We start from the raw sequence: 24,335 nt of genomic DNA on the forward strand, positions 1-24,335 counted from the left end.
CATGAGCCAGACGCTGGCAAATAACACCAAGGCACAGCTACTTGATCAACTCAACCAACGTATTCCTTCATCGCGTTTGATCACGGACAACACGCGTAGGTTAGCTTATGGAACAGACGCCAGCTTTTATCGATTAATCCCTGAAATGGTTGTGCAGGCGGACGATCTCGATGATGTCATTTTCATTCTCAAAAGCTGCGTTGAAATGAAAGCACCGTTCACTTTTCGTGCCGCGGGCACCAGCCTTTCTGGACAAGCCGTCTCAGATTCAGTGTTGATTACGCTTACGGACAACTGGCGAGAACACGAAATTATTGATGATGGGTACAAAATACGGCTTCAGCCAGGTGTGATTGGCGCAGACGCCAACCGTTACCTAACACCATTTATGCGGAAGATCGGCCCAGATCCGGCATCGATCAACAGTTGTAAGATTGGTGGCATTGCCGCCAACAATGCTAGCGGCATGTGCTGCGGTACGGCGCAAAACACCTACAAAACCGTGGATTCAATGAAAATCGTCTTCCACGATGGTACCTTGCTTGATACGTCAAATGCCCAATCCGTCGATGAATTCAAAATCAGCCATCGTGAGATGATTCAAGGTATTGAATCTCTGTGTGCCGATGTCGAACAGAATCACGCCTTGAAAGAACGTATTGCGCACAAGTATCGACTCAAAAACACCACAGGCTACGCCCTGAATGCGTTAATTGATTACCAAGACCCTATCGACGTGCTCACGCACTTAATGGTGGGTTCAGAGGGCACGCTCGGGTTCATAGCAGAAATCACTTACCACACAGTGATAGAACATCCTTTCAAAGCCTCTGCGCTGCTCGTGTTTGATGATATTGAAACCGCATCTAATGCGGTGACCGCATTGTCTAAAACCCCCGTTTCGGCCGTCGAAATGATGGACGGTCGTGCACTTCGTTCCGTGGCAAACAACCCCGGCATGCCCGATTTCATGCCAGTGCTGACACTAGAACACTGTGCCCTGCTGGTGGAAACACGCGCCAGCGATGAAGACACGCTCTACACACAAAGTAAAACCATCATGGCGACACTCGCCGCTTACGACATTTTGCATCAAGTGGCGTTCACCTCGGAAGCAGAAACCGTTGGTACGTTATGGGGCATTCGAAAAGGTATGTTCCCCGCAGTCGGTGCGGTCAGGCAAGCAGGCACCACGGTGATTATCGAAGACGTCGCTTTTCCCGTTGAGAGATTGGCAGGAGGAATTCGTGAGCTTCAGGCGCTATTCAGTGAGTTCCAATACCATGAAGCCATTATTTTCGGTCATGCTCTTGAAGGGAATCTACACTTCGTTTTCACTCAAGGATTTGACAGCGAAACTGAGGTTGAGCGCTATGGGAAATTCATGGATGCCGTCACACAACTTGTGGCGGTTAAATACCAAGGGTCACTAAAAGCGGAACACGGCACAGGACGCAACATGGCACCCTATGTTGAGCTTGAGTGGGGGGCAGACGCCTACCAGATAATGCGACGGATCAAGTCTCTGTTTGACCCGCTAGGGCTGTTAAATCCAGGCGTCATTATTAACGACAACCCAAAAGCGCATATCACCCACCTTAAACCCATGCCCAAAGCCGATGACTTAGTGGACAGATGTATCGAGTGTGGTTTCTGTGAAGCCGTCTGCCCATCACGCACGCTGTCTTTGTCGCCTCGCCAACGGATTGTGATTTATCGTGAATTACGCCGTCTTGATGGCGTTAATGAACCTGCCAGAAAAGCTGAATTGCAAAAAGCATTTGATTACCTCGGTGTGGACACCTGTGCCGCTACCGGATTGTGCGCAGAGCGTTGCCCGGTTGGCATTAATACTGGCGATCTCATCAAGAAATTGCGCACTGAAAAATACAAACGTTTCACCCCTATTGCACGTTGGACAGCAAAGCATTTTTCCACAGTAACCTCACTCACGCGCGTCGGACTATCAGCAAACCAATGGTTACAAAAGACGATCGGAGAGAAAGCGCTGGGTTCAACCGTTAACGGACTGCGCAAACTGACGAAGGGAAACACGCCCGAGTGGCAAAATCGTTTCCCAACCGCAAACCGCTACAAGCTAAAATCGAGTACGGAGCGCAGCCTTAAAAAAGTGGTGTATTTTCCGTCTTGCGCCAGCAGAAGCATGAGCAATGAAATCGGCAGTGACGAGCATCGGCCACTCACAGAAGTGACAATGTCACTCCTTGAGCGTGCAGGATATCATGTCATCATTCCAAAAAATCTCAGTAACCAATGTTGCGGTATGCCCTATAACAGCAAAGGGATGACAACGATCAGCAAAGACAAAAGCTATCGTTTAGAGGCGACATTATGGCAAGCCAGCGAGATGGGAAAACTCCCTATATTGATGGATACCAGTCCCTGCGCAAAACTGAGCAAAGAACTGTTCACTTTCCCTTTAGAGGTGTTCGAGCCAGCCAGCTTCGTACTGGAACATGCTATTGATGACCTTAATATCACGCCCGTAGACGAAACGGTCATGCTACACATCACATGCAGCACCAGAAAGATGGGACTTGCAGATACATTATTGAAAGTGGCTAAAGCCTGCGCAAAAGAAGTGATCGTGCCTGAGCATATCGAATGTTGTGGATTTGCCGGTGATAAAGGCTTCTTCACCCCTGAGCTCAATGCCGCAGCGGTCGCGCCATTGAAGATGCAAATCCCAGAAGGCTGCTCTCGCGGCTTCAGTAACAGCCGAACCTGTGAAATAGGCTTAACCCATCACAGTGGTATTTCGTATCGTTCCATTTTGTATTTATTAGATGAAGTGTCGACAAAGCGCCAGACTGCTCATACTGCGAACAAGCCAGCGAGGATAAAAAGCAGCGTCACCTGATCCTGAATGGCAACTAGGTTGGCGAGAGTAAGCTCTCGCCTTCATCAAGCTCGAACGCTAAGGGCTTTGTCGACAAACTGCGCCCTTCTATCATTGCCAATAGTGACAACGCTGCTTGCTCGCCCGTTTCAACATCTGGCGTGACGATGCTTGCCAGCCTTGGCATCATAGACTGACCGATATCTAATGCGTGAATACCTGCAATACCTATATCTTCTGGCACGCGTAAATCAAGTTGCTGGCACTCTAGCAAAACACCGGCCGCCAACTCATCATCAGTACAGAAAAATGCATCAGTGTCCGAATAGCGCTCCATCACTTTTCGCGCCATCTTTTTTGCAACGGAAACGGAAGACTCTGATTTAGCCGTTAAGCTTCTCGCCTGCAAGCCCGCTTGCTCCATCGCATTCACATACCCCTGAAGCTTACTCTGCGTGCGAATGCCCTTTTTGGCGCTCAAGCACACAATGTTCTCGTAACCACGCTCAATCATCAAAGTAACCATCGACATAGCAGCAAGCTCATTATCGATGCCAACAGACATTGTGCTCGCGTCGTCTTCCGTACTCATGACTTCATCAGCATCCAACACTTCAATAAACGGAATACCAGCCGTGCCGATCATCTTCAATGCACGCTCTGAATGTTCACTGTCAGCAAGGATCAATCCATCCACATTAAAAGACAATAACGACTGAATTCGCTGCTCTTCAATATCCACATCGTATCCGCCATGCGCCACCATCACTTGATAGTTTACAGTTTCCGTTACTTTCTCTATGCCTTTGATCACGTGTTGAAACACTGGGTGACTAAGGGAAGGAAGAACAACACCAATCGTTCGACTACTGCGATTCGACAAGATGCCTGGCACACGGTTAGTAATGTAACCGACATCATCCAGGGCAATTTGAATACTATTACCTGTCGATTTGGCCACTTTGTCGGGGTATTTCAAGTAGCGGCTCACCGTCATCTTTGTCACGCCGACTATCTCGGCGACGTCTTGCATCGTTGGCCGACGTTTTTTTTGCATAACCCAAAATCCTTAACCGAACGACGAAAATACTCGCTTGGTTAAATTCTTGAACACATTCAGAAATTTGCCACGGTTAATATGCAAAGTGTGAGGTTACTTAGGTATATCGCTTTGTCTAACAGCACTTTTCTATGATTGGCTATTGCTTGCTCTTATCAATACGCACATAACGTGCAAATTTAGGAATACCATTTTTCGTGTAACCGTTGTAACGATAGGTCACAAGACTTCCAATTTCAGGCGGGGTTCCTCTTTGTTTATCCGTAAAACCTGTACCGATTTTAAACACCTTTCCATCGTCCGTTTTCACCACAATCGATCCCATTCTCCCTTCATGCTTACCTTTCCCCTCAACATGCCCGATCACCAATGCTTCGGCATCGATGGCAAGTTTGAGTTTCAATACGTTGTCACTGCGGCCCAAGTCATACCCACCAGTCATCTTTCTGAGCATCAAACCTTCGCCGCCATTCTGGTCAACCTTCGTTAACAACGATTGAACGTGAGATTCACTGAGTGCAGGAAAATGCGCCACATATTGAATATGCTCGGCAGCCGTTTGATCAACAAAGCGAACCAAGGCGTCAAACCTTGTCACAAAATCATGAGGCTGATTAGGAAGATCAAACAGCATATAACGAATGGATCCCCATTCCATGTCATCAGGCTTGTCATCCATAACCACTGACATCACATGCTCGAAGCGATTTCTACCTGCCCATAGTTCACCTTCAACAGCATAATCAGGTAAATCATCAGTGAACCATGACGGTGCAGAAATCGGTGTTCCCTGACGGGTTATAAGCCGATCGCCAGTCCATATCGCCCTAATGCCATCAAGCTTTTCACTAAACAGGTAATCAGCCCAGTCGATTGCCATCCCTTGCTGATAATCCGTCGCCAACTGAACCACGAGTCGTGAAGCATGCGTTGACAGTGCAACCTTCTCTTGGTCAAGGTTATGGCGAGAAAAACCATCAAGAAAGTAACTCTGCTTTGAAAAGTCCGATTTTGATTGGTTCTCTTGTGCGAGCACGCAGGCTTGGTAACTCAATATCGACGAGATAGCGCCCGCCATGACATATTTTTTCATCGCCATTCCATAAGCAATAATTTGCTTATCATTTTCTTTATACAACGATGAAGTGCCACTTGAATGAATTATTGTGGGACTGCCTATATAGTTAGGCATTTGTTGTTGCAGTTTGATGCAAAGAAATGGCGCGTTCTCTCGATTTGCGCCAAATAATTTCGGACAATATTAGTGATGTTATAAGCGAGTGATCTCAGCCAAATGCATAAATGTAAGAACCATTTTTGATGGTATTAATCACTCTCTTCGACAGGTAACTCGGCAATGCAGGACAACCCCAACTTCTGCCAAGCTGACCCGTTTTCGATATGACTTTGGGATGAGCATATGCCGCTCCATGGATGACAATTGCACGCTTGCGCGCATTGTCATTAAGCCCTTTCGATAGCCCATCGAGACGCAAGGAATAACCATGTTTGCCATAATACGTTTCCGCAGCTCGATAGACGCCTATTGAGGTTTGACGAGAATTAACACGATTTGAAAAATCTTTGGCATAAAGACTACCGCTGTTTTTCCCGTGAGAAACATAAGATGAAAAAAGCGTTTTTCGTTTAGCCGCATCAAACACCCAAAAGCGCTTTTGTGAAGACGGCTTACTGTAATCAATCAAAGTGAAAATTGACGTATCGTCTTTGTGCGCCTTGAAGTGGTTATACGCTTTCTCGAACTTATCGTAAGAGACGTCATGAGATAGCTCTAGCTGGCTATACATGGTCTTCGCACCAGGAAGATGCGAGGCAAAAGCATTTGCCGAAAAAACAAATAAAGTCAACGCAAACAGCGCTTTTACTGCCCTAAACATGTTATTCCCTATTCATTAGCACATCATTCATATCGAGTTCCCAAAAGTCACTGTTACGTTGGGAAGTAATCAATGAGTACCAAAATTCGTGCCAGCCATGGCATAGCAACGAATGGTTATTTTATTCAATAAGTTAGAATTAGTATTTTTTCTGGCTGACTGATATTCATCATTTAAGCCAGATCAAACCGACTTTGAAGGCATGTACTTGCCGCTTGTCAGCATTCTGTCGTGAAGATCTTGCCACAACGGCAAAAAGTGAGAAAGCCAGCATAACTGCTGGCTTTCTGTTTTTAAGGTAAGGTGCGTCTGATATGAAACAGCCTTGTAAAGGCCTTATATGACGCTGATCGCATTTTTAATCCGCTTATCAGAAATCGGGTAAGGAGTCCCTAATTGCTGGGCGAAGTAACTTACGCGTAATTCTTCTATCATCCATCGGATTTCTTTGACCGTTTCGGGGATTTTCTGCCCTTTCGGTATTTTGTTGAGTAACTCTTTGTACTCACCCGCAATGGATTCAATTTTCAGCATGTGCAGACGGTCTTTGTTCGGGTCAATTGGCAATTTTTCCAAACGACGTTCAACCGCATTTAAATACCGTTGGATATCTGGCAAACGCTTCCAACCGCACTCTGTCGCGAAACCTTTAAAGATAAGGCCATCGACCTGTGCCTTGATGTCCGACAGTGCAAACGCCATAGTGAAGTCAATTTTCCCCTTCAACTTCTTATTGATGTTGAACGCCGTTGTCAGAATCTGCTCTACCTGTTTCGCAATATCTACCACAGTGTCACCCAATTCTGCGCGAACATATTCCTTCAACGCGTTGAATGCATCAGGTTCCCATTTCAGACCACCTTGCGCTTCAATCAGCTTATCCACCCCACACGCAATACAGTCATCAATCAAATCCAATACGCGACCGTATGGGTTGAAGTACAACCCAAGCTTGGATTTATTTGGCAAATTGTCATGCAAGTATTTGATCGGTGACGGCACGTTCAACAAGATCAAACGACGCTGGCCTTGTTGCATGACCTGACGTTGTTCTTCTTCCGTTTCGAACAGCTTAATCCCTACCGAATCTTTGTTATCGATGATTGCTGGGAATGCTCGAACTTCAAAGCCACCGCGCTTTTGCTGATACATCTGTGGTAGTTGACCAAAGCTCCATGTCGTCAACCCCTGCTGTTCGATGTCATCGTCGGCAACTTGTGACAAGGTTTCTTGTACTTTCTCTTTCAGGCTCTCTTTTAGCGCATACAGATCCTGATTCTCGCTAAGTTTGCGGTTTTTATGGTCAACCGCGCGGAAAGAGATTTTCAAATGCTCTGGAAGCTGTGCGAGTTGCCAAGCATCACGAAGCACGGTTGTTCCCGTCATGCGTTTCAACTCTTTTTCAAGCGCATCAAGGATCGGTGCTTCCATCGGTGTCACGCGCTGAAGAAATGCAGACGCATAGTTCGGTGCAGGCACAAAGTTACGTCGTAACGTCTTGGGTAGTGATTTAATCAGTGCCACCACCAATTCATGGCGAAGCCCAGGTATTTGCCAGTCAAATCCTTCGGGTTCAACCTGATTCAGAACAGGTAACGGGATATGAACCGTGACGCCATCGTGATCCTCCCCTGGCTCAAACTGGTAAGAAAGCTTGAGTTTCAAGTTTCCTTGATGCCAGAAATTAGGATAATCCAGCTCTGTAATGTGGCTGGCATCCCCTGCCAACAGCATGGCTTTTTCGAAGTTCAGCTTTTCAGGTTCGTCTCGGCTAACGTTCTTCCACCAGGAATCAAAATGACGCCCAGAGACCACTGTATGTTCAATACGCTGGTCGTAGAATTCATAAAGCGTGTCATCGTCGACCAAAATATCGCGGCGACGTGATTTTTTCTCAAGCTCTTCGACTTCTTCTAACAGCTTACGGTTTTGATGGTAAAACTTGTGTTTGGTGTCCCAATCGCCTTCCACCAGCGCTGACCGTATAAATATCTCGCGGCTCAATACAGCATCAATGTTCCCATAATTCACCTTACGATTAGGCACGATAGGAATGCCATACAGCATGACTTTCTCATGAGCAAAGACAGCCGCTTGCTTCTTCTCCCAATGAGGTTCGCTATAGCTGCGCTTGATCAAGTGCTTGGCAAGAGGCTCAACCCACTCAGGTTGGATCTTTGCGGCAACACGCCCCCATAACTTGGAGGTTTCAACCAGTTCCGCCACCATGACCCATTTTGGCTGTTTCTTGAAAATGCCAGAACCAGGGAAAATACCGAAACGCGCATTACGAGCGCCTTGATACTCATTCTTCTCTTGATCTTTCAGGCCAATGTGTGAGAGCAAACCGGCCAGCAGTGACATGTGTACGGCTTGATAATCTGCGGGCTCTTGGTTGATTTTAAAACCAAGTTCATGGACAACCTGACGGATTTGGAAATGCACATCCTGCCACTCGCGAACACGCAAATAGTTAAGGTATTCTTTCTTACACTGCTTGCGGAACTGATTACCCGATAGCTCTTTTTGCTGCTCTGCGATGTAATCCCACATGTTGACGAACGACACAAAATCAGATTCTTTGTCGTTAAATCGACTGTGTTTCTCATCAGACGCTTGCTGCTTATCCGATGGACGCTCACGCGGATCTTGAATCGACAACGCCGCCGCAATCACCATGACTTCTTTCAGCGCACCCATACGTGCTGATTCCAACACCATGCGTGCCAAACGAGGATCGATAGGCAATTTTGCGAGTGCACGACCCGTTTCAGTCAGATGTTTGTGTTCATCGTGGCTCTTGCCTTGCTTCAGTGCACCAAGCTCTTCTAGCAGACGCACGCCATCTGAAATGTTTCGGCTATCCGGTGGCTGAACAAATGGGAAAGCCGCAATATCGCCAAGCCCAATCGCGGTCATTTGGAGGATAACGGACGCCAAATTGGTACGCAGGATCTCTGGATCAGTAAATTCTGAACGCGACAAGAAATCGTCTTCGGAGAATAAACGAATACAAATACCGTCAGACACACGTCCACAACGACCTTTACGCTGATTGGCACTCGCTTGCGAGATGGCTTCAATCGGCAAACGCTGAACCTTGGTGCGATAGCTATAACGAGAAATACGCGCCGTACCCGGGTCAATAACATACTTGATACCCGGCACAGTCAGCGAGGTTTCCGCCACATTGGTCGCAAGAACAATTCGGCGTCCTGAATGCGTCTGGAACACGCGATTTTGCTCGCCCGATGACAAACGTGCGTATAGCGGCAAAATTTCAGTGCCACGAAGATTGCGCTTTTCCAACGCATCCGCAGTATCTCTGATTTCTCGTTCACCATTCATAAAGATCAGAATGTCGCCCGGCCCTTCGTCATGCAACTCATCCACGGCATCGAAAATGGCTTGAAGTTGATCGCGATCGTTATCATCGCTGTCTTCAACCAATGGACGATAACGCACTTCAACCGGATAGGTACGGCCAGATACTTCAATGATGGGCGCACCACGGAAGTGATTAGAAAAACGTTCCGGATCAATGGTTGCGGACGTAATAATCAGTTTTAAGTCTGGGCGCTTCGGCAGCAATTGCTTCAAGTAACCCAGAATGAAATCGATATTCAGACTACGTTCGTGTGCTTCATCGATAATGATGCAGTCATACTGACTCAGAAAGCGATCATGCTGTATTTCTGCCAGCAAGATACCGTCTGTCATCAGCTTAACTTTCGACTCTGCAGAGACTTGATCGTTAAACCGCACTTTATAACCGACGGTTTTGCCCAACTCAGTGTCGAGCTCTTCCGCAATACGATTCGCAACAGTACGGGCGGCAAGACGTCTTGGCTGCGTATGGCCAATCAGACCAGAGACACCCAGCCCCAACTCCATACATATTTTCGGCAACTGGGTGGTTTTACCCGAGCCGGTTTCACCCGCCACGATCACCACTTGGTGATTGGCAATGGCCTCTGCAATGTCATCTTTTTTCTGACTAACGGGCAGTTGCTCAGGGTAGGAAATTTTTGGCATAGATTGCAGGCGTTGCATACGCACTTGCATTGAACGCGCAATGTCTAAAGCCAGCTCTTCAAAGACGGCCTGACGGGCTTCGTCTTTCTTAATGCGCTGTGCCCCTTTGATGCGTTTGCTCAGACGAAATCTGTCTTTGATCATGCAATCGTCTAGTGCCGCGAACAGGGTTTTTTCGTTATTTTGATGATTTGAAGCGGTCAAAACGGTATCCAAGAAATGCTGTTAATAATGAAGATACATACACGGTACGTAGTCGCAGAACAAATGTGCGCAATACCGTCTTAAAAATTGCGACGATTCTACCACAGACCTTCTTAAACGCCCTCTTCAATCTCTGTCACTTCATCTCTCGTCTAATCCATGAATATCACTTGAAATAAAGCGTTAGCATGAAATTAGCAGAGCCCTGTATTTACTGCATATCGTTAAGCTTTCATCACCTCGCTAGCGCATTTGGGTTATGCGCCAATCCGCACTAGCTCTACCAGCAGGAATAGTGAATCGCGAAAGAAACAATCTTAACGATAGAACGGTCGTATCAACTCTCTTCATCATGACGATTATCATCTATGTGAGACAGCCAAAATTTGCATGCCAATTACACTTTATCGTACGACATACCTAGCTGGACCACGATGGAGATAACAATGACAACAGTGTATGGAATTGACTTTGATTATGTCGCTTTAGGATCTGACGAAGACGATACGTTTGAAGGCATGAACGGCAGTGATTTTTTAAATGGGCTGGACGGAGACGACGGGATCATTGGTTTTGGCGGCGATGACGTCATATTTGGGGATGACATTCCCATCGATGAGTATTTCGAAGCCGAAGCCGAGGCGTTGGAAGACACCTTGAGTGCGCTGTATGAATCGCTCAAAGAGCAAGATTTCTCATGGGTATCACCTGAAGATGTGAACATGGCACTTTCAAGCGTTCAGCAATTCATTGCGGAAAACCCGGCGTTTCTCAATCACATCGCCTCGTTCGGCGGTGATGACACCCTTACGGGTGGCACAGGACATGACATTGTTTATGGTGGTGCGGGGGACGATTACCTAGGAGGTGGTAGCGGCGACGATATTCTCATCGGTCTGGCTGGTAATAATGATTTACTTGGTGGCGTTGGTAACGATGTTCTGATTGGTGGCATTGGTAACGATCGCTTGTTCGGAAATGACGGCACTGATTATCTCGTCGGTACCAGTGGCAATGATTTCTATATTGGTGGTGACGGGCAAGATTACTTCATGTTCTCTGGGCTAATGGAAGGCGAGCAAAGCCAAGATCGTATCGTTGATTTTGAGCAAGACAATGACATGGTGTTCTTGTTGAATATGGCAGATGATTTTGATGATTTAGACATCAATCAAGTCGGATCAACCGTTGTTTTGAACCTCTCCGATTCGCATGCAGTCACATTTAACAATGCACAGCTAACCGATTTCTCGAATGATGATTTTATTTTCTACAACGCATAGCGGCTAAATCCCTTTCCTAAAAAAGAAAGGCTGTAGTTTGCCTTTCTTTTTTGATTCCTTCACGCCTCCACCTCTTTGCACTGTACACCTAATCAATGTCCCTACAATTTATACATGTTTGTTAACAATAACCTCGGCTACAATGCGTCTCAATTACCAAATAGTCACAGAAAGGAAACCTTGTGAGTCAGTTTGTTGTCTGCGCGTTATACAAGTTTGTTGAATTAAAAGATTACCAAGACCTTCAAGCGCCATTAACGGCGTTGATGGAAAAGCACCAAATACGAGGCACGTTACTGCTGGCACAAGAAGGGGTTAACGGCACGGTTGCTGCGCCTCGTGAAAGTATTGATATTTTCCTCGCTAACCTCAACGCAGACCCACGCCTTTCCGGTATCAATTTCAAAGAATCGTTCTCTGATGAGCAGCCTTTTAACCGCAGCAAAGTGAAATTGAAGAAAGAAATCGTCACCATGGGGATAGAAGGCATCGACCCCCGTCATGTGGTTGGCACTTACGTCAAACCAGCGGAATGGAACGCGCTGATCGCCGATCCTGAAGTATTTGTTGTTGATACACGCAACGATTACGAGATTGAGCTCGGTACATTCGAAGGCGCAGTTAACCCACACACTGAAACCTTCCGTGAGTTTCCCGACTATGTCAAAGAGAATATGGATCCGAAGAAACACAAAAAAGTGGCCATGTTCTGTACCGGCGGTATTCGCTGCGAAAAATCAACAGCCTACATGAAAGAGCAAGGGTTTGACGAGGTCTATCACCTTGAAGGTGGTATTCTGAAATACCTTGAAGAAGTGCCAGAAGAAAACAGCCTTTGGAATGGTGATTGCTATGTTTTCGATGGTCGCGTTGCCGTTAATCATCAGTTAGAACAAAGCGACTATGAGCTTTGTAATGCGTGTCGCCTGCCAATCACGCAAGAAGACAAACAGAGTCCTCAGTTTGAACACGGCGTAAGCTGCCCGAAATGTTTTGGCACTCACACTGATGAACAAATAGCAGGGTTTAGAGAGCGAGAAAAACAAGTTCAACTCGCTAAACAACGCGGTGAAGTCCATGTCGGCGCTGACGCCATCAAGCACAAAAACTTAAAACGTGCACAAAAGTTATCGCTAAAAGAAAAGCAACGCTCGCGCCGTAAATAAAACGATTAAAAACACTGGCCGATCCCCTCGGCCAGTTTTGCTCTGTTAAGCTTTTGAGAATCACGCCCCCTCAGTCTCCATCACCTCAATTTTTACCGAACGGTATGATTTGTTCCATACCTTACTTGGCATGATGTCTGTTTCCACTGCGCTGTATCAGCCAGATTTAGATATCTTTGCTCACTGTGAGCAAGGCGAGCGATAAAAAAGCGCGATAACATGCCATGCTCCCTGTCTTCGGCATATATTTTCTTACCGTGACAGCTACTACGTTCAGCATAAACAACATACATCCATCGCTATTCGCCCAGCAAGTCACACATCCCACACTTAAATCCCATACGAAATGTAATCGATTAACCTGCCACTCTCATTATTGAGAGATGAAAATTGTAAAAAATATTTACACTCGATGTGGGTCTGGGAAATTCAGCAATGAATCAACGTTTCATTAATGTGCCTGTTCGGACAAGAGTTCTTCGTGTTTGGATAACAGGTATTTTCGTGACTGTTGTTAACGTGACATAGCGGCTTCTTAATTACATATCCACCAATAAGAAGCAGCCCCTCTGCGAATGTGCACCTGCGCAGTGGTTATTTGAGATAGACGCAATGACTGCATAACAACAGGTTGTGATTTTTTTCAGTCCAAACTGCGGTGATTGGCGAAACGACATCGTCACCATCTATTGCGATTGAAATCAATCAGTGACGTATCCACCAGCAATCAAGGGATGAAACAATGAGTGATGATAAAATAGCGGAGCTCAGAGCACTAATTAATGCACCAAGCCCAGAGTCCGACAGCAGCACCAGCAATTTGACCCGGTCTGCTCGATTTTTCAACAAACAGTGTTACGACGGCACAGATTTTGTGCAAGGAGGGCCGGAGGTTGGGCTTGGCGGGAACGAGAAATGGTTAGCGCCGTACCCCATGGTTTCACTGCCGCAATATGATAGCGTTACGCTGAGTGAAAGGCAGCAAGCGCTTGAGCAAGCAAAAATAGATAACTTTTTTGAATACGCCAAGTTACCTGGTGCTGTTATACACGGAAACGTCACCACGACTGACGTACAAGATGCTAATGAGTGGCGTTACCGAGGTGGCTTAGAAGAAGCTGAGTATAACTTCGGTGTGAATGATGCTGACCCTGACTTTGCAGGCGTCCGACTGTTTGAAGGCACTATTGCCTATCTTGAAAAAAACTTTTTAACGATAGTGCTTTCTCCGGATATCGCGGCAAAATTTATCAACCTCCTCACTGTTATCTATAGCTCACTGGCCGATAACAGACCAGGGCGTATCACCTTTGAAATCATGGATCCTATTCTGCTGACTTTTCCGAGCAGAAAGTGCAACAACGTGGATGAATTGGATTTCTATCCCGACTTTTGTACCACGCACCCACAGTATGAGCAGCGGATTAATCAATGGCCAAAAGCGCCATATGACAATGATTTTCGTTCTGATGATGTTGTTGGATGGTTGATGACGGCAGCGCCTACGCCAGTGTTCAATTATCTGAAGCCTTACACACAACATCAGAGAAACTTTCCAGTTACGAACAAACATTTCAAACGCGTCGCGGGTTTTGAGTCTGATGATTTAGACCAAGCGATGGCAGAAGACCGACTGTTCATTTTGGATTTCAAAGATTTTCATGATGAAACCGTTGCGCCGCGTAACTGGGATAATTCAGGTGCAAGGTTACATGCCGGTATTGCTTTGTTCGCTATCCCATCGAACGGAGGCACACTAAAAACAATTGCCATACAGCCAACTCAAACCCCTATCGGCCATTCATTTTGGGACAACTACAACTGGTTCTTCCTCAATATCTTTGGCTATGGCAATCAAAAATCCCCAGCATCAAGAATTATCACCCCAGCAGATAACTACTGGGCATGGCAAATGGCGAAGAACTGCATCACGACAATGACATCCATGGCCGCGGTGGTGGACCACTTGTCTACGCACGTTTACCTCGGTCCAATTCCTGTTGCCTATTTCCGAAACATCCCCAATCACCATCCTTTGCGTCCACTGCTGGACACGCACTTGATGGCGCTGGTAACCAATAACCATACAGGGATCTTTGAAGAGGTAGGTGTTCAAGTTATTGGCGAGGCCGACCCTTATGGCAACCCTTATAACGGTCTGTTGACTGGCGCTATTCAGCGTCTGTCTGGTTTCAGTAGCACCACATTTTTAAACGCCACTGTGCGAAGGAAAAACCATTACCACTTCTTCGAACACAGCACACCGTTTGATCGAATGGAAGATCCCGCGTTCTCTCAATTGGACGACTACCCACAACATGATGACAATCGTTTAATGCCCATCATCCATGAATGGGTCGATGGCTACCTTCGCTTGTATTATCACTCTGACCAAGATGTCCGTGATGACAATGAGGTTCAAGCTTTCCTTTATGAAACCACTCATGAAGGCAGAGTTCGCGGTTTCCCCGACAATGCAGATTCAATCGAAGAACTTGTCGATATTGTCGCAAGGATTGTTTACTGGATGTCCGTCAACCACGGTTTCACCAGTCTGGCATCGTTCATGAAGTTAGGCGCACTCGGTTTTTATCGTGGTCACCCTATAGAGCCGACTCACCCTTATTCAGAAAGAGATTGGCTCAACGTATGTCCACCGATGAATGTTGGCGCAGGGTTGTTCTTCTTTTCTCGTATCTTTACGGATCTGCCCGAAGACTGGCACCGCTCTTTGGGTAAATACCCCAAAGGCCAGTTCAAGCATGATTACAACGTCTATCCGTTACTCGATGTTTTCCAATCACAACTTCAGGATCTCGATGACGAAATACGTGCGAAGAACTCAGAACGCCGCTGGAGTTATGATTTGAGAATGCCTTCAACCATCACGGTCAGTCCTTGGAATTAATGACTTGGAACGACGGCTTTGACATTGAAGTTTTTGGAGACCCAATATGAAACAAATTGATTTAACACGAAGAGCAACGATGCGAACCCTTCTCATTGCAGGGGGATCTTGTCTGGCGCTGTCTCAAATCAACATTTGGAAGCAGCCAAAACGTGCATTAGCGTCAACGACAGACAATGCTAAATCGCTTGCTGCGGCTGAGGAGTTCGAATTATCGTCCCCTGAGCAAGACGTGTTCGTCGCAATAAAGAAAAACCTGACGTACTCAAAAACAGTAAAAGATGAACAGATAGCGGAATTTGCAAAAGGAATGGTTGAAACCAGCCCACCTGGCACTGATTTCAAAAAAGCCTTTGCTGGCTTGCAGCAAGAGTTCCAGTTGATGGAATATTTTATTCGCTATATCCATGCTTAATATTGGTTAGAACCAACATACAATGAGGCCATATCATCATGGCCTCATTTTTTTGCGCCGTTGAGCGATACCTTCGATCTCCCCGCTTTTTATGCTCCCCAATTAACGGTGTATGGTCTACGCAGCAAATTGCTAAGAAATCACGTCATATCATACCTTTTGGCACTATTTCGGCACTCTACACCTGCCGCTACAAAGGCATTCTTTGGTTGCTGATAGTCTTCTGGCACACCAAGACAAACCGATTATTCAGTTGGCACTTAACATCAATATGCACCTTTCTATAACACGGAAAGCATTTGCATTAACTAATCGAAACCATGGAGGTCAAAATGTTAATGTCACACTCCCCTAAAGTTAAGTTGTCACAAGCGGCACTGCTCGTTGCATCAATACTAAGTTTTGGTAATGCAAACGCGGCTGGCTATCAGATCGCCTTTGACTCTGTCAGCGGGCTAGGACGCGCGTACGCAGGTGAAGCGGCGATTGGCGACTCTGCGGCTGCCATGGGACGAAATCCAGCACTCATGGCACTGTTTAAGCAGGCCGAAATTTCCGGCGCCATGATCTACTTCGATGCGGATATTGATGTCGCAGGAAGTTCAGATGCACTTTCATCCGATGACACGGTGCCCTCACAATTTGTGCCCTCTACCTACTATGTCCAACCTCTCAATGAACAGCTGGCCTTCGGGCTTGGCTTTTACTCAAACTATGGGCTAGGAACTGATTTAAAAGATGATTTTGCCGCAGGTGACATTGGTGGCGACACCTCATTGCTGTCAGTAAACTTGAATCCTTCAATCTCTTACCGTATCAATCCTATGTTTAGTGTGGGTGCAGGTGTCAGCCTTATCTATGCAACCGGTGAAGTTAACCGCCATTACGGCGCAGCAAATCCTGTGTCTCCTTCAAGTAAGATTCTTAGTTGGGAAGCTGATGACTGGGCGTTAGGCTGGAATTTGGGTGCATTGGTTGAACTTGATGAGAACAATCGCTTTGGCTTGGCTTATCGCGCGGGTGTTGATCTGGATCTCGGTGGTGATTTCACTGACCATACCCCTGGCTTAGTCGCTATCCCCGGCGGAGGATCTGTAGACAGTCAATCTGACGTCCCCTTACCTGCTACCGTTGAATTTTCCGGCTTTCATCAACTGAACCATACATTCGCTGTGCACTACAGTGCGCTATGGACACAATGGAGTGATTACACCGAATTCAAAGCAACTGGCACGGGTTGTTCTGTTACTGGTGGCACCTGTTTTAACAAACCAGAAACGTACGACGATAGCTGGCGCTGGTCCCTTGGTGCGACATATCAGCTCAATCAAGCGATCAAACTCAGAGCGGGTGTGGCATTAGATGAAAAGGCAGGCACGACTACATTAAGCATTCCCGATCAAGACGCCTTTTGGTATGCCGCTGGCCTAAATTACCAACACAGCGCTGAATGGTCTTTTGATCTTGGCCTTGCATACATGGATAGATCAAACGAAAGCTATACGGAAACGAGTTTATTTGTGGGAGAGCAAGACTATCAAACCAAAGGTTACCTCGTGATCCTTGGGGCTCAAGCGAACTATCGTTTTTAATAGATGTTTTTGAATACGCGTTTTATATAAGCACATCCAAAAACACGTTTAGCACCCGTTCTAATACTCGTTACCACTTTGACTCAGCCCGGTTTACCGGGCTTTTTTATGCCGTTACGTTAACATATGGTTCTGATGTATGTGCCGCTGAACCACTTTAAGAAACATAAACTCGGTACTCAATGTGCCACCTTCTATGGACTAAAACTATTCACAAAAAAAGCCCCAACAGGCTCATGCTGGGGCGTAAAACTGTTGCGATAGCAACAGTAAAGGACAAAGAAAGGATTTGCTGCGTTGGTTAATCAAAGCGCATTGGGTTTCACCCTCAGCTCACGTCGTAAAATCTTACCCACGGCTGATTTAGGCAGTTCGTTAACGACAGTGATCTTTTTTGGTATTTTGTAGGCAGTCAGATTCTCACGGCAGTATTGCTTGATCTCGCCAATATCAATGGATTCTTTTACTGTGATATAGGCGTCGACGGCTTCGCCAGTGACCGGGTCTGGCACACCAACCACGGCGACTTCTATAACGTCAGGATGTGAACACAACACTTGTTCAACCTCGCTGGGGTAAACGTTAAAACCGGACACCAAAATCATGTCCTTGAGTCGGTCAACAATTTGAATGCAGTTATCATCCAAAATCATTCCCATATCTCCGGTTTTAAAGTAACCATCAACGGTTAAAACCTCTGCGGTTTCTTCAGGGTTCTTCCAGTAGCCTTTCATCACCTGTGGGCCTTTTACAACGATTTGCCCCACATCTCCCTGCGGCACTGGCGAATCATTTACATCCCAGATCTCGACCTGTGTTCCAATCAGAGCCTGCCCCACTGTCCCATAATGCTCTTTACCGGGGTAATTGATACTAATCACTGGCGATGTTTCAGACATGCCATAACCTTCGGTGATCTCCCCGCCCGTCGCCTCTTTCCACGCCATTCTGGCGCTATCGATAAGCGCGGTGCCACCCGATACCGTCATTTTCAAATGCGAAAAATCTAGCTCACGAAAACCCGCGTGCTGGCACAAACCAACGAACAACGTATTAATGCCAGCCATACCTGTAAATTTGTGGGGTTTAATCAAGGCAACGAAGCTATCCAAATCCCTTGGGTTTGGGATCAGGATGTTGGCATGACCCTGAGAGAAAAACAGGATCAAATTCACCGCAAACGCGTAAATGTGATAAAGCGGCAACGGACAGACAAAGATCTCTTTACCCGGCTCAATCGTGGTAGATAACCTTTCAGACAATTGCATCGCATTGCTAAGTACAGAGTGATGGGTCAAGCAAGCGCCCTTTGCCCTTCCTGTGGTTCCCCCAGTGTATTGCAACATGCACACGGCATCGGGCGGAACGATAACAGGCATTAATGTTTCACCTTCACAGGCAGCCAAGGCGCTGTTTAAATCGGTCTGATTAATGTCTTTTTGGCATTCAATATTTGGCAACTCGCCTGTGGTGGTGTAAATCACCACGTCGATATCGGTTTGATCAATAATCCCCGAAAGCTTTTCAGCAAACGGAGAAAAAATCACAATGGCTTTGGCGCCTGAATCAGAAAATTGGTGCAGCATTTCTCGCTGTGTATATAAAGGATTGGTATTCACCAGCACGAGTCCCGCTCGCAATGCTGCAAACGCGACAATAGGAAACTCAAGAATGTTAGGCAGCTGAATGGCGATGCGATCACCCGGTTGCAACGCGGTATGAGTTTGCAACCAGCACGCTAACGCTCTGGATCTCTCTTCCACATCACGATAGCTAAGTTGTGCGGGCCCACAATAGAACGCTGTTTTGTCACCGTACTCTTCACATGCCTGCACGATAAAGTGCGCTAGGTTTTTACTGTTATTTTCACTGTCAGTTCGAAACACGGGGAATTCTCCTTTTCGTCAAACCAAACCCAAGCTAGGGCAACTGTCTCGCCAGCGGTATCTCTCTAATTTAGCGAAGAGAGCATATGATTAGCGGACAAAAAAACGATAAAACCATTGATGCAGTCGCGTTCCGTAAGGTGGAAATAGCATGTCAGCGAAGAACAGCCTACCGCGACTGAACACGGACTTCGCATGAGAGAAAGTTCGAAACCCTTCTACACCGTGATAGCTGCCTAAGCCTGAATCACCTGTTCCCCCAAAAGGTAGGTCATCCACCACCACATGAAATGCCGCATCATTGATACACACACCACCTGCATGGGTGTTGTTCAATACCGTGTTCTGAAAGTGTTTGTCGAAACTTTGAATGTAGAGCCCCAGCGGGCGCGAGTTGGCATTAATACTATCAATCACTTGGCTCAAGTCGTCGTATCCAATAATGGGCAATATGGGCCCAAATATCTCTTCTTGCATCACTGTCATTGTTCGATCACTTCCAATGATCAAGGTCAACGGCATATAACATTCATCATGGTCCGTCGGTACTTCCCCCAAAGGGATCACTTCCGCGCCGAGTGATTTGGCTTGTTCTAGATAGCCCACTAATCGGCTATGCTGTCGGCGATTGATAATGCGTGTTCGTTTTGAAAAGCCATCAAGTGACGGATACATCGATTCATGTCGCAACCGTATGGCAGCAACCAATTCATTCACCCGACTTTTAGGGCAGTACACATAATCTGGTGACACGCAGGTTTGACCTGCATTCATTGTTTTCCCATAGATAAAGCGCTTAACCGCTTCACCGAGCGGGATTTTGTCATCGATAATCACGGGTGATTTACCCCCCAATTCCAGTGTTACCGGAACCAAATTTTCAGCCGCTGCCCTCATGACATGTCGACCGACCTCCGTTGATCCTGTAAACAGAAGATGATCAAACGGTAAACCAGAAAAAGCCTGCGCCACTTCCGCTTCTCCCAAGGTAACGCCCACTTTGCTGGAATCAAAGATACCTGCTAATAACTTCACCAATACAGCATTGGTGTTTGGCGTGTATTCGGACATTTTAATCATGGCGCGATTACCCGCAGCCAGTGCCGCCACTAAAGGCCCGATGGTAAGAAACACCGGATAGTTCCAAGGCGCAATAATACCTACCACCCCTTTAGGTTGATAAACAACCTTCGCATGTGCCGGCTGAAACACGATGCCAACGGCACGTTTTTGTGGCTTCATCCATCGCTGTAAGTGCTTGAGTGTGTAATCCACAGAAGAAATAGAAGAGAAAATATCACCCAACATGCTTTCATCATGACTGCGGTAACCAAAATCCATTTCTAGCGCATTAAGCAAATCTTGTTTGTTGACCAAAATTGCCTGCTTAAGCTGTTTCAGCTCACGCACTCTCTGTTCGTAACTTGGAAAACGGTCTTTATCAAAAGCCATTTTCTGGCGATCAAACAAACTGACCATTTGCGTTTTTGCCGTTGCTACCAAACTTTCAGCTATCACACTATCTGGGATTTGCTCTGCATTACTCATAGGAACTCCTTGTATTGGCACGGCAGTGCGCTTGGTTCCAATATGAAGTATTCGAGATCAGATCTGATTGTTAATTTGCGCCAAAGACTTATCCCACACGCGACGATGCAGAATTAAAACGATGATAGGAAATGTAAAAAAAGAGGATCAAAGACCAGTCGACTTGGCTTTGAAGTGGGCGGGAGTGTGAGTCGTTAAGCTCTAGGATGGATGTGCTCGATCATTGAGTTTGTCGAAAGATAATTGTGACGATACTCCCCAGGTGCACACCCTTCCCAACGACGAAAAGCACGATTAAAGTTGGCCACATTGGAAAAACCAACCAAATAGCCAATCTCGCTGATACTCATGTGGGGTTGTTTAATGTAGCTCAGTGTTAATCGTTTACGGGTGTTATCCAGAATTTCTTTGTAGCAGGTGCCCTGTTCGCTCAGCTTGCGTTGCAAATTACGCAAACTCAACCCAAGTTGTTTCGCGACATCGGCTTGTGAAGGTGCGCCCATGGGTAATTCTTCTAGGATTTTACTTTCGATGAGGTAAGTCAGGTTTGTCTTATCCACTCGGCTCATGAACTTATTGAGTATTTCGATGTGCAACTGATTAATGGCGGGATTATTGCCAAATGCCCGCTCTTTGGCTTGCTCTAAATCAAGCACTACAGCATTGCGTTCGCAGCCGTATTCGATTGGGCAGTTGAAGAACTCAGAAACTACAGGGCAATCATCACTTGAACGCTCAAAGGTGCATTGGATCTTAATAGGGTCGATATCGCCACCTACCAAATCTCGCGATAGCTGCACAAGTGTCGCTAGAAATGACTCGATAAGGTCTGGAGATAGCACCAATCTACCGCTATCGGTATAGCGATATACGACGAGTTCAACGATAAGTTCATCGCCCGATTCGTAGGTGTCCATGTTGCTGCAATTCGATACAACTCGCTTGTACTGGCTCACACGTTCTAACGCTTCTTGCAAGCTGAACGCCGACTGCACGGCATAACCCAAAGCGTGCAACGCCGAAGGGTGAAAAGAACGCGCCACTTCTATATTGAATTGACGGTTTCCCACACGCTTATTACAGAAGGTAAAAAGATTCCCTAGACTCTCGACACAAATCCGCCCTTCCGGATCGTTAACTTCTGCAGGGTCGATATCAAACATCTCCAATGTTTTCACTGGATCGAGATCTAGCGATTTCATTGCTCGAGTAACAGGGATAATCCAACCACTTAACGTAGAGTAATATGCATTCATTTGAGCCACTTCCAACTACAACACTCAAATTGTTGCAACAATGTTGCAGGATGTAAAGTTAACGAATGGAGGTTAAGCAAGTGTTGACTACGTTTAGATTAGCGCATGCTCTTTGCGAGTCCATTCGCTTAGCCGATCAAGTTGGCCGTCTATTTCTCGCAAATAAATATTTATAATTTCAGTGCCTTAATGTCACTTTGACATTATTGAGATGAGCGCTTCATACCACGTCTATAAAACATCGATACGAGCTAGTACACAGTAGAACACCATTAAACCTTTAGAAAAAATGCGTCTTTTTTGATGCTTTGTGACTAAGGCAAAAGAAGGGGGGCTTCGTCAAACAGCATGCAGCCTACTTCAAATCTAGACACGCATAGCTAATAGACCATGCAACCGCCACAAACATAGTCTTAAATACCCATACGTGACTTAGCTCTCACATCTGTTATTTGTTAAATAAATCTGTATAATTCCCCGCCTATTCATTCGTGCTTTAATTTCTGTTGATTTGGCAACTCTCATTCAGCGATTAGCCAATCTTATATACCTAGGAATACTTCTTTGATCTCAACCGCTAACATCACCATGCAATTCGGCGCCGAGCCATTATTCGAAAACATTTCTGCTAAGTTCGGTAACGGTAATCGTTATGGCTTAATCGGAGCTAATGGATGTGGTAAATCAACGTTCATGAAGATTCTTAGCGGTGCGCTGACGCCAAGCTCGGGCAACGTATCAATCACCCCTGGGTTAAAGCTTGGCGTACTGAGCCAAGACCAATTTGCCTTTGAACAAAACAACGTTATCGACGTCGTGATCATGGGTGACCGCAAGCTATGGGAAGTTAAACAAGAGCGCGAGCGTATCTACTCACTGCCAGAAATGAGTGAAGAAGATGGTATGAAGGTCGCTGAGCTAGAAAGCGAATTCGCCGAAATGGGTGGCTACACCGCCGAAAGCCGCGCGGGTGACATCCTACTTCAAGCGGGCATCGAAGAAGAATTGCATTTTGGTCTGATGCAACACGTTGCGCCAGGCTGGAAACTGCGTGTGCTACTTGCACAAGCCTTGTTTGCCAACCCTGATATCTTGTTGCTAGATGAACCTACCAACAACTTGGATATTCACACCATTAACTGGCTTGCAGAAGAGTTGAACCAGCGTAAGTGTACGATGATCATCATCTCGCACGATCGCCACTTCTTGAACTCTGTATGTACCCACATGGCAGACATTGATTACGGTGAGCTACGTATTTACCCAGGTAACTACGAGTACTTCCTTGAGGCGTCTAGCTTGATCCGCGATCAGCTCTTATCAGGTAACGCGAAAAAAGCGGCTGAGATAAGTGAATTGCAGGACTTTGTTAACCGTTTTGGTGCGAACGCATCTAAAGCGAAACAAGCAAGTTCACGTGCGAAGAAGATGGATAAAATTAAGTTAGACGACGTTAAATCGTCTAGCCGCATGAGCCCGTCTATTAATTTTGGTGAAGGCAAGAAACTGCATCGTCAAGCCCTTGAACTGCAAAATCTAGGTCACTCTTTTGACGACGAGTTGCTGTTTGAAAAAGGTAACTTGTTACTTGAAGCTGGTTCTCGTTTAGCCGTTATTGGCGAGAATGGCGTGGGTAAGACAACACTGTTGCGCTGCCTCGTGAACGAAATCGAACAAAACCACGGCATTGTTAAGTGGTCTGAAAACGCATCAGTTGGTTACTGCCCACAAGACAGCACTGCTGACTTCGACAACGATCTAAGCATCTTTGATTGGATCTCGCAGTGGCGCACAGTGAAACACGATGATTTGATGGTTCGCGGTATTTTAGGCCGTTTGCTGTTCACTGCCGATGATGTGAACAAGAAAGCGAAGAACTGTTCAGGTGGTGAAAAGAACCGCTTGTTGTTTGGTAAGTTAATGATGCAAGACATCAATGTGCTTGTGATGGACGAACCAACCAACCACATGGACATGGAAGCGATTGAAGCGCTAAACAATGCATTGAAAGTTTACGAAGGTACGCTTATTTTTGTTAGTCATGACCGTGAGTTTGTGTCGTCTCTTGCCACTTCTATTATCGAAGTGAAAGGCAAGACGCTGGTTAACTTCCAAGGCACTTATGATGAGTACCTCGATCACCAACAGAAATTGCTTCAAGTGGCATAACACCACAAACTGACAATGTACGACGCAAAAGTACAACGTAGAAACATGCGACATA

At 46.2% G+C, this 24,335-nt stretch carries 14 protein-coding genes; 7 read left to right on the forward strand and 7 right to left on the reverse strand.

Features of this window, described 5'->3' with window-relative positions; translation table 11 throughout:
* Position 1 precedes the first annotated feature (1 nt).
* Positions 2–2,881, forward strand: a complete 2,880-nt coding sequence (locus AC3CIC_RS08235) for an FAD-binding and (Fe-S)-binding domain-containing protein (protein ID WP_488514288.1) — start codon at positions 2–4, stop codon at positions 2,879–2,881.
* Positions 2,882–2,894: 13 nt separating this feature from the next.
* Here AC3CIC_RS08235 and AC3CIC_RS08240 read toward each other — a convergent pair whose 3' ends face one another.
* The 4 genes from AC3CIC_RS08240 to hrpA all read right to left on the reverse strand — a co-directional run bounded on the left by AC3CIC_RS08240 (position 2,895) and on the right by hrpA (position 10,057).
* Complete coding sequence (locus tag AC3CIC_RS08240; protein ID WP_016962103.1) at positions 2,895–3,917, reverse strand: substrate-binding domain-containing protein; 1,023 nt, start codon at positions 3,915–3,917, stop codon at positions 2,895–2,897.
* Positions 3,918–4,059: 142 nt separating this feature from the next.
* Complete coding sequence (locus AC3CIC_RS08245; RefSeq protein ID WP_488514289.1) at positions 4,060–5,013, reverse strand: DNA ligase; 954 nt, start codon at positions 5,011–5,013, stop codon at positions 4,060–4,062.
* 193 nt (positions 5,014–5,206) lie between these two features.
* A complete protein-coding gene (locus AC3CIC_RS08250) occupies positions 5,207–5,818 on the reverse strand; it encodes a murein L,D-transpeptidase catalytic domain family protein (protein ID WP_488514290.1) in 612 nt (203 codons plus the stop codon).
* A 336-nt stretch (positions 5,819–6,154) separates the two neighbouring features.
* On the reverse strand, positions 6,155–10,057 hold the full coding sequence (hrpA, locus tag AC3CIC_RS08255) for an ATP-dependent RNA helicase HrpA (RefSeq protein ID WP_488514291.1): 3,903 nt from the start codon (positions 10,055–10,057) through the stop codon (positions 6,155–6,157).
* Positions 10,058–10,503: 446 nt separating this feature from the next.
* Here hrpA and AC3CIC_RS08260 point away from each other — a divergent pair, with 446 nt between their 5' ends.
* The 5 genes from AC3CIC_RS08260 (at position 10,504) to AC3CIC_RS08280 (ending at position 17,421) form a co-directional block, all read left to right on the forward strand.
* Positions 10,504–11,340, forward strand: coding sequence for a calcium-binding protein (locus AC3CIC_RS08260; protein ID WP_488514292.1), 837 nt, complete (start codon positions 10,504–10,506; stop codon positions 11,338–11,340).
* A 182-nt stretch (positions 11,341–11,522) separates the two neighbouring features.
* Positions 11,523–12,506: an oxygen-dependent tRNA uridine(34) hydroxylase TrhO gene (trhO, locus tag AC3CIC_RS08265; RefSeq protein ID WP_016962097.1), complete on the forward strand. Its 984-nt coding sequence runs from the start codon at positions 11,523–11,525 to the stop codon at positions 12,504–12,506.
* Positions 12,507–13,248: 742 nt separating this feature from the next.
* Positions 13,249–15,414: a lipoxygenase family protein gene (locus tag AC3CIC_RS08270; protein ID WP_488514293.1), complete on the forward strand. Its 2,166-nt coding sequence runs from the start codon at positions 13,249–13,251 to the stop codon at positions 15,412–15,414.
* A 46-nt stretch (positions 15,415–15,460) separates the two neighbouring features.
* On the forward strand, positions 15,461–15,829 hold the full coding sequence (locus tag AC3CIC_RS08275) for a hypothetical protein (RefSeq protein ID WP_016962095.1): 369 nt from the start codon (positions 15,461–15,463) through the stop codon (positions 15,827–15,829).
* 332 nt (positions 15,830–16,161) lie between these two features.
* Positions 16,162–17,421, forward strand: a complete 1,260-nt coding sequence (locus AC3CIC_RS08280; protein ID WP_488514294.1) for an outer membrane protein transport protein — start codon at positions 16,162–16,164, stop codon at positions 17,419–17,421.
* Between the two features lie 305 nt (positions 17,422–17,726).
* Here AC3CIC_RS08280 and AC3CIC_RS08285 read toward each other — a convergent pair whose 3' ends face one another.
* The 3 genes from AC3CIC_RS08285 to AC3CIC_RS08295 form a co-directional block, all read right to left on the reverse strand.
* Positions 17,727–19,307 carry an AMP-binding protein gene (locus AC3CIC_RS08285; RefSeq protein ID WP_488514295.1) on the reverse strand — a complete coding sequence of 527 codons (1,581 nt, stop codon included), beginning with the start codon at positions 19,305–19,307 and terminating at the stop codon, positions 17,727–17,729.
* Positions 19,308–19,397: 90 nt separating this feature from the next.
* Positions 19,398–20,855 (reverse strand): coniferyl aldehyde dehydrogenase, encoded by a 1,458-nt coding sequence (locus AC3CIC_RS08290; protein WP_016962092.1) that lies wholly within the window; start codon positions 20,853–20,855, stop codon positions 19,398–19,400.
* Between the two features lie 194 nt (positions 20,856–21,049).
* Positions 21,050–22,111 (reverse strand): AraC family transcriptional regulator, encoded by a 1,062-nt coding sequence (locus AC3CIC_RS08295; RefSeq protein WP_017002728.1) that lies wholly within the window; start codon positions 22,109–22,111, stop codon positions 21,050–21,052.
* 564 nt (positions 22,112–22,675) lie between these two features.
* Here AC3CIC_RS08295 and AC3CIC_RS08300 point away from each other — a divergent pair.
* Entirely contained in the window at positions 22,676–24,280 is a 1,605-nt protein-coding gene (locus AC3CIC_RS08300; protein WP_394211406.1) for an ABC-F family ATPase, read from the forward strand.
* Positions 24,281–24,335: the final 55 nt, after the last annotated feature.

The organism is Enterovibrio sp. QJM3NY_24, from assembly GCF_057786035.1.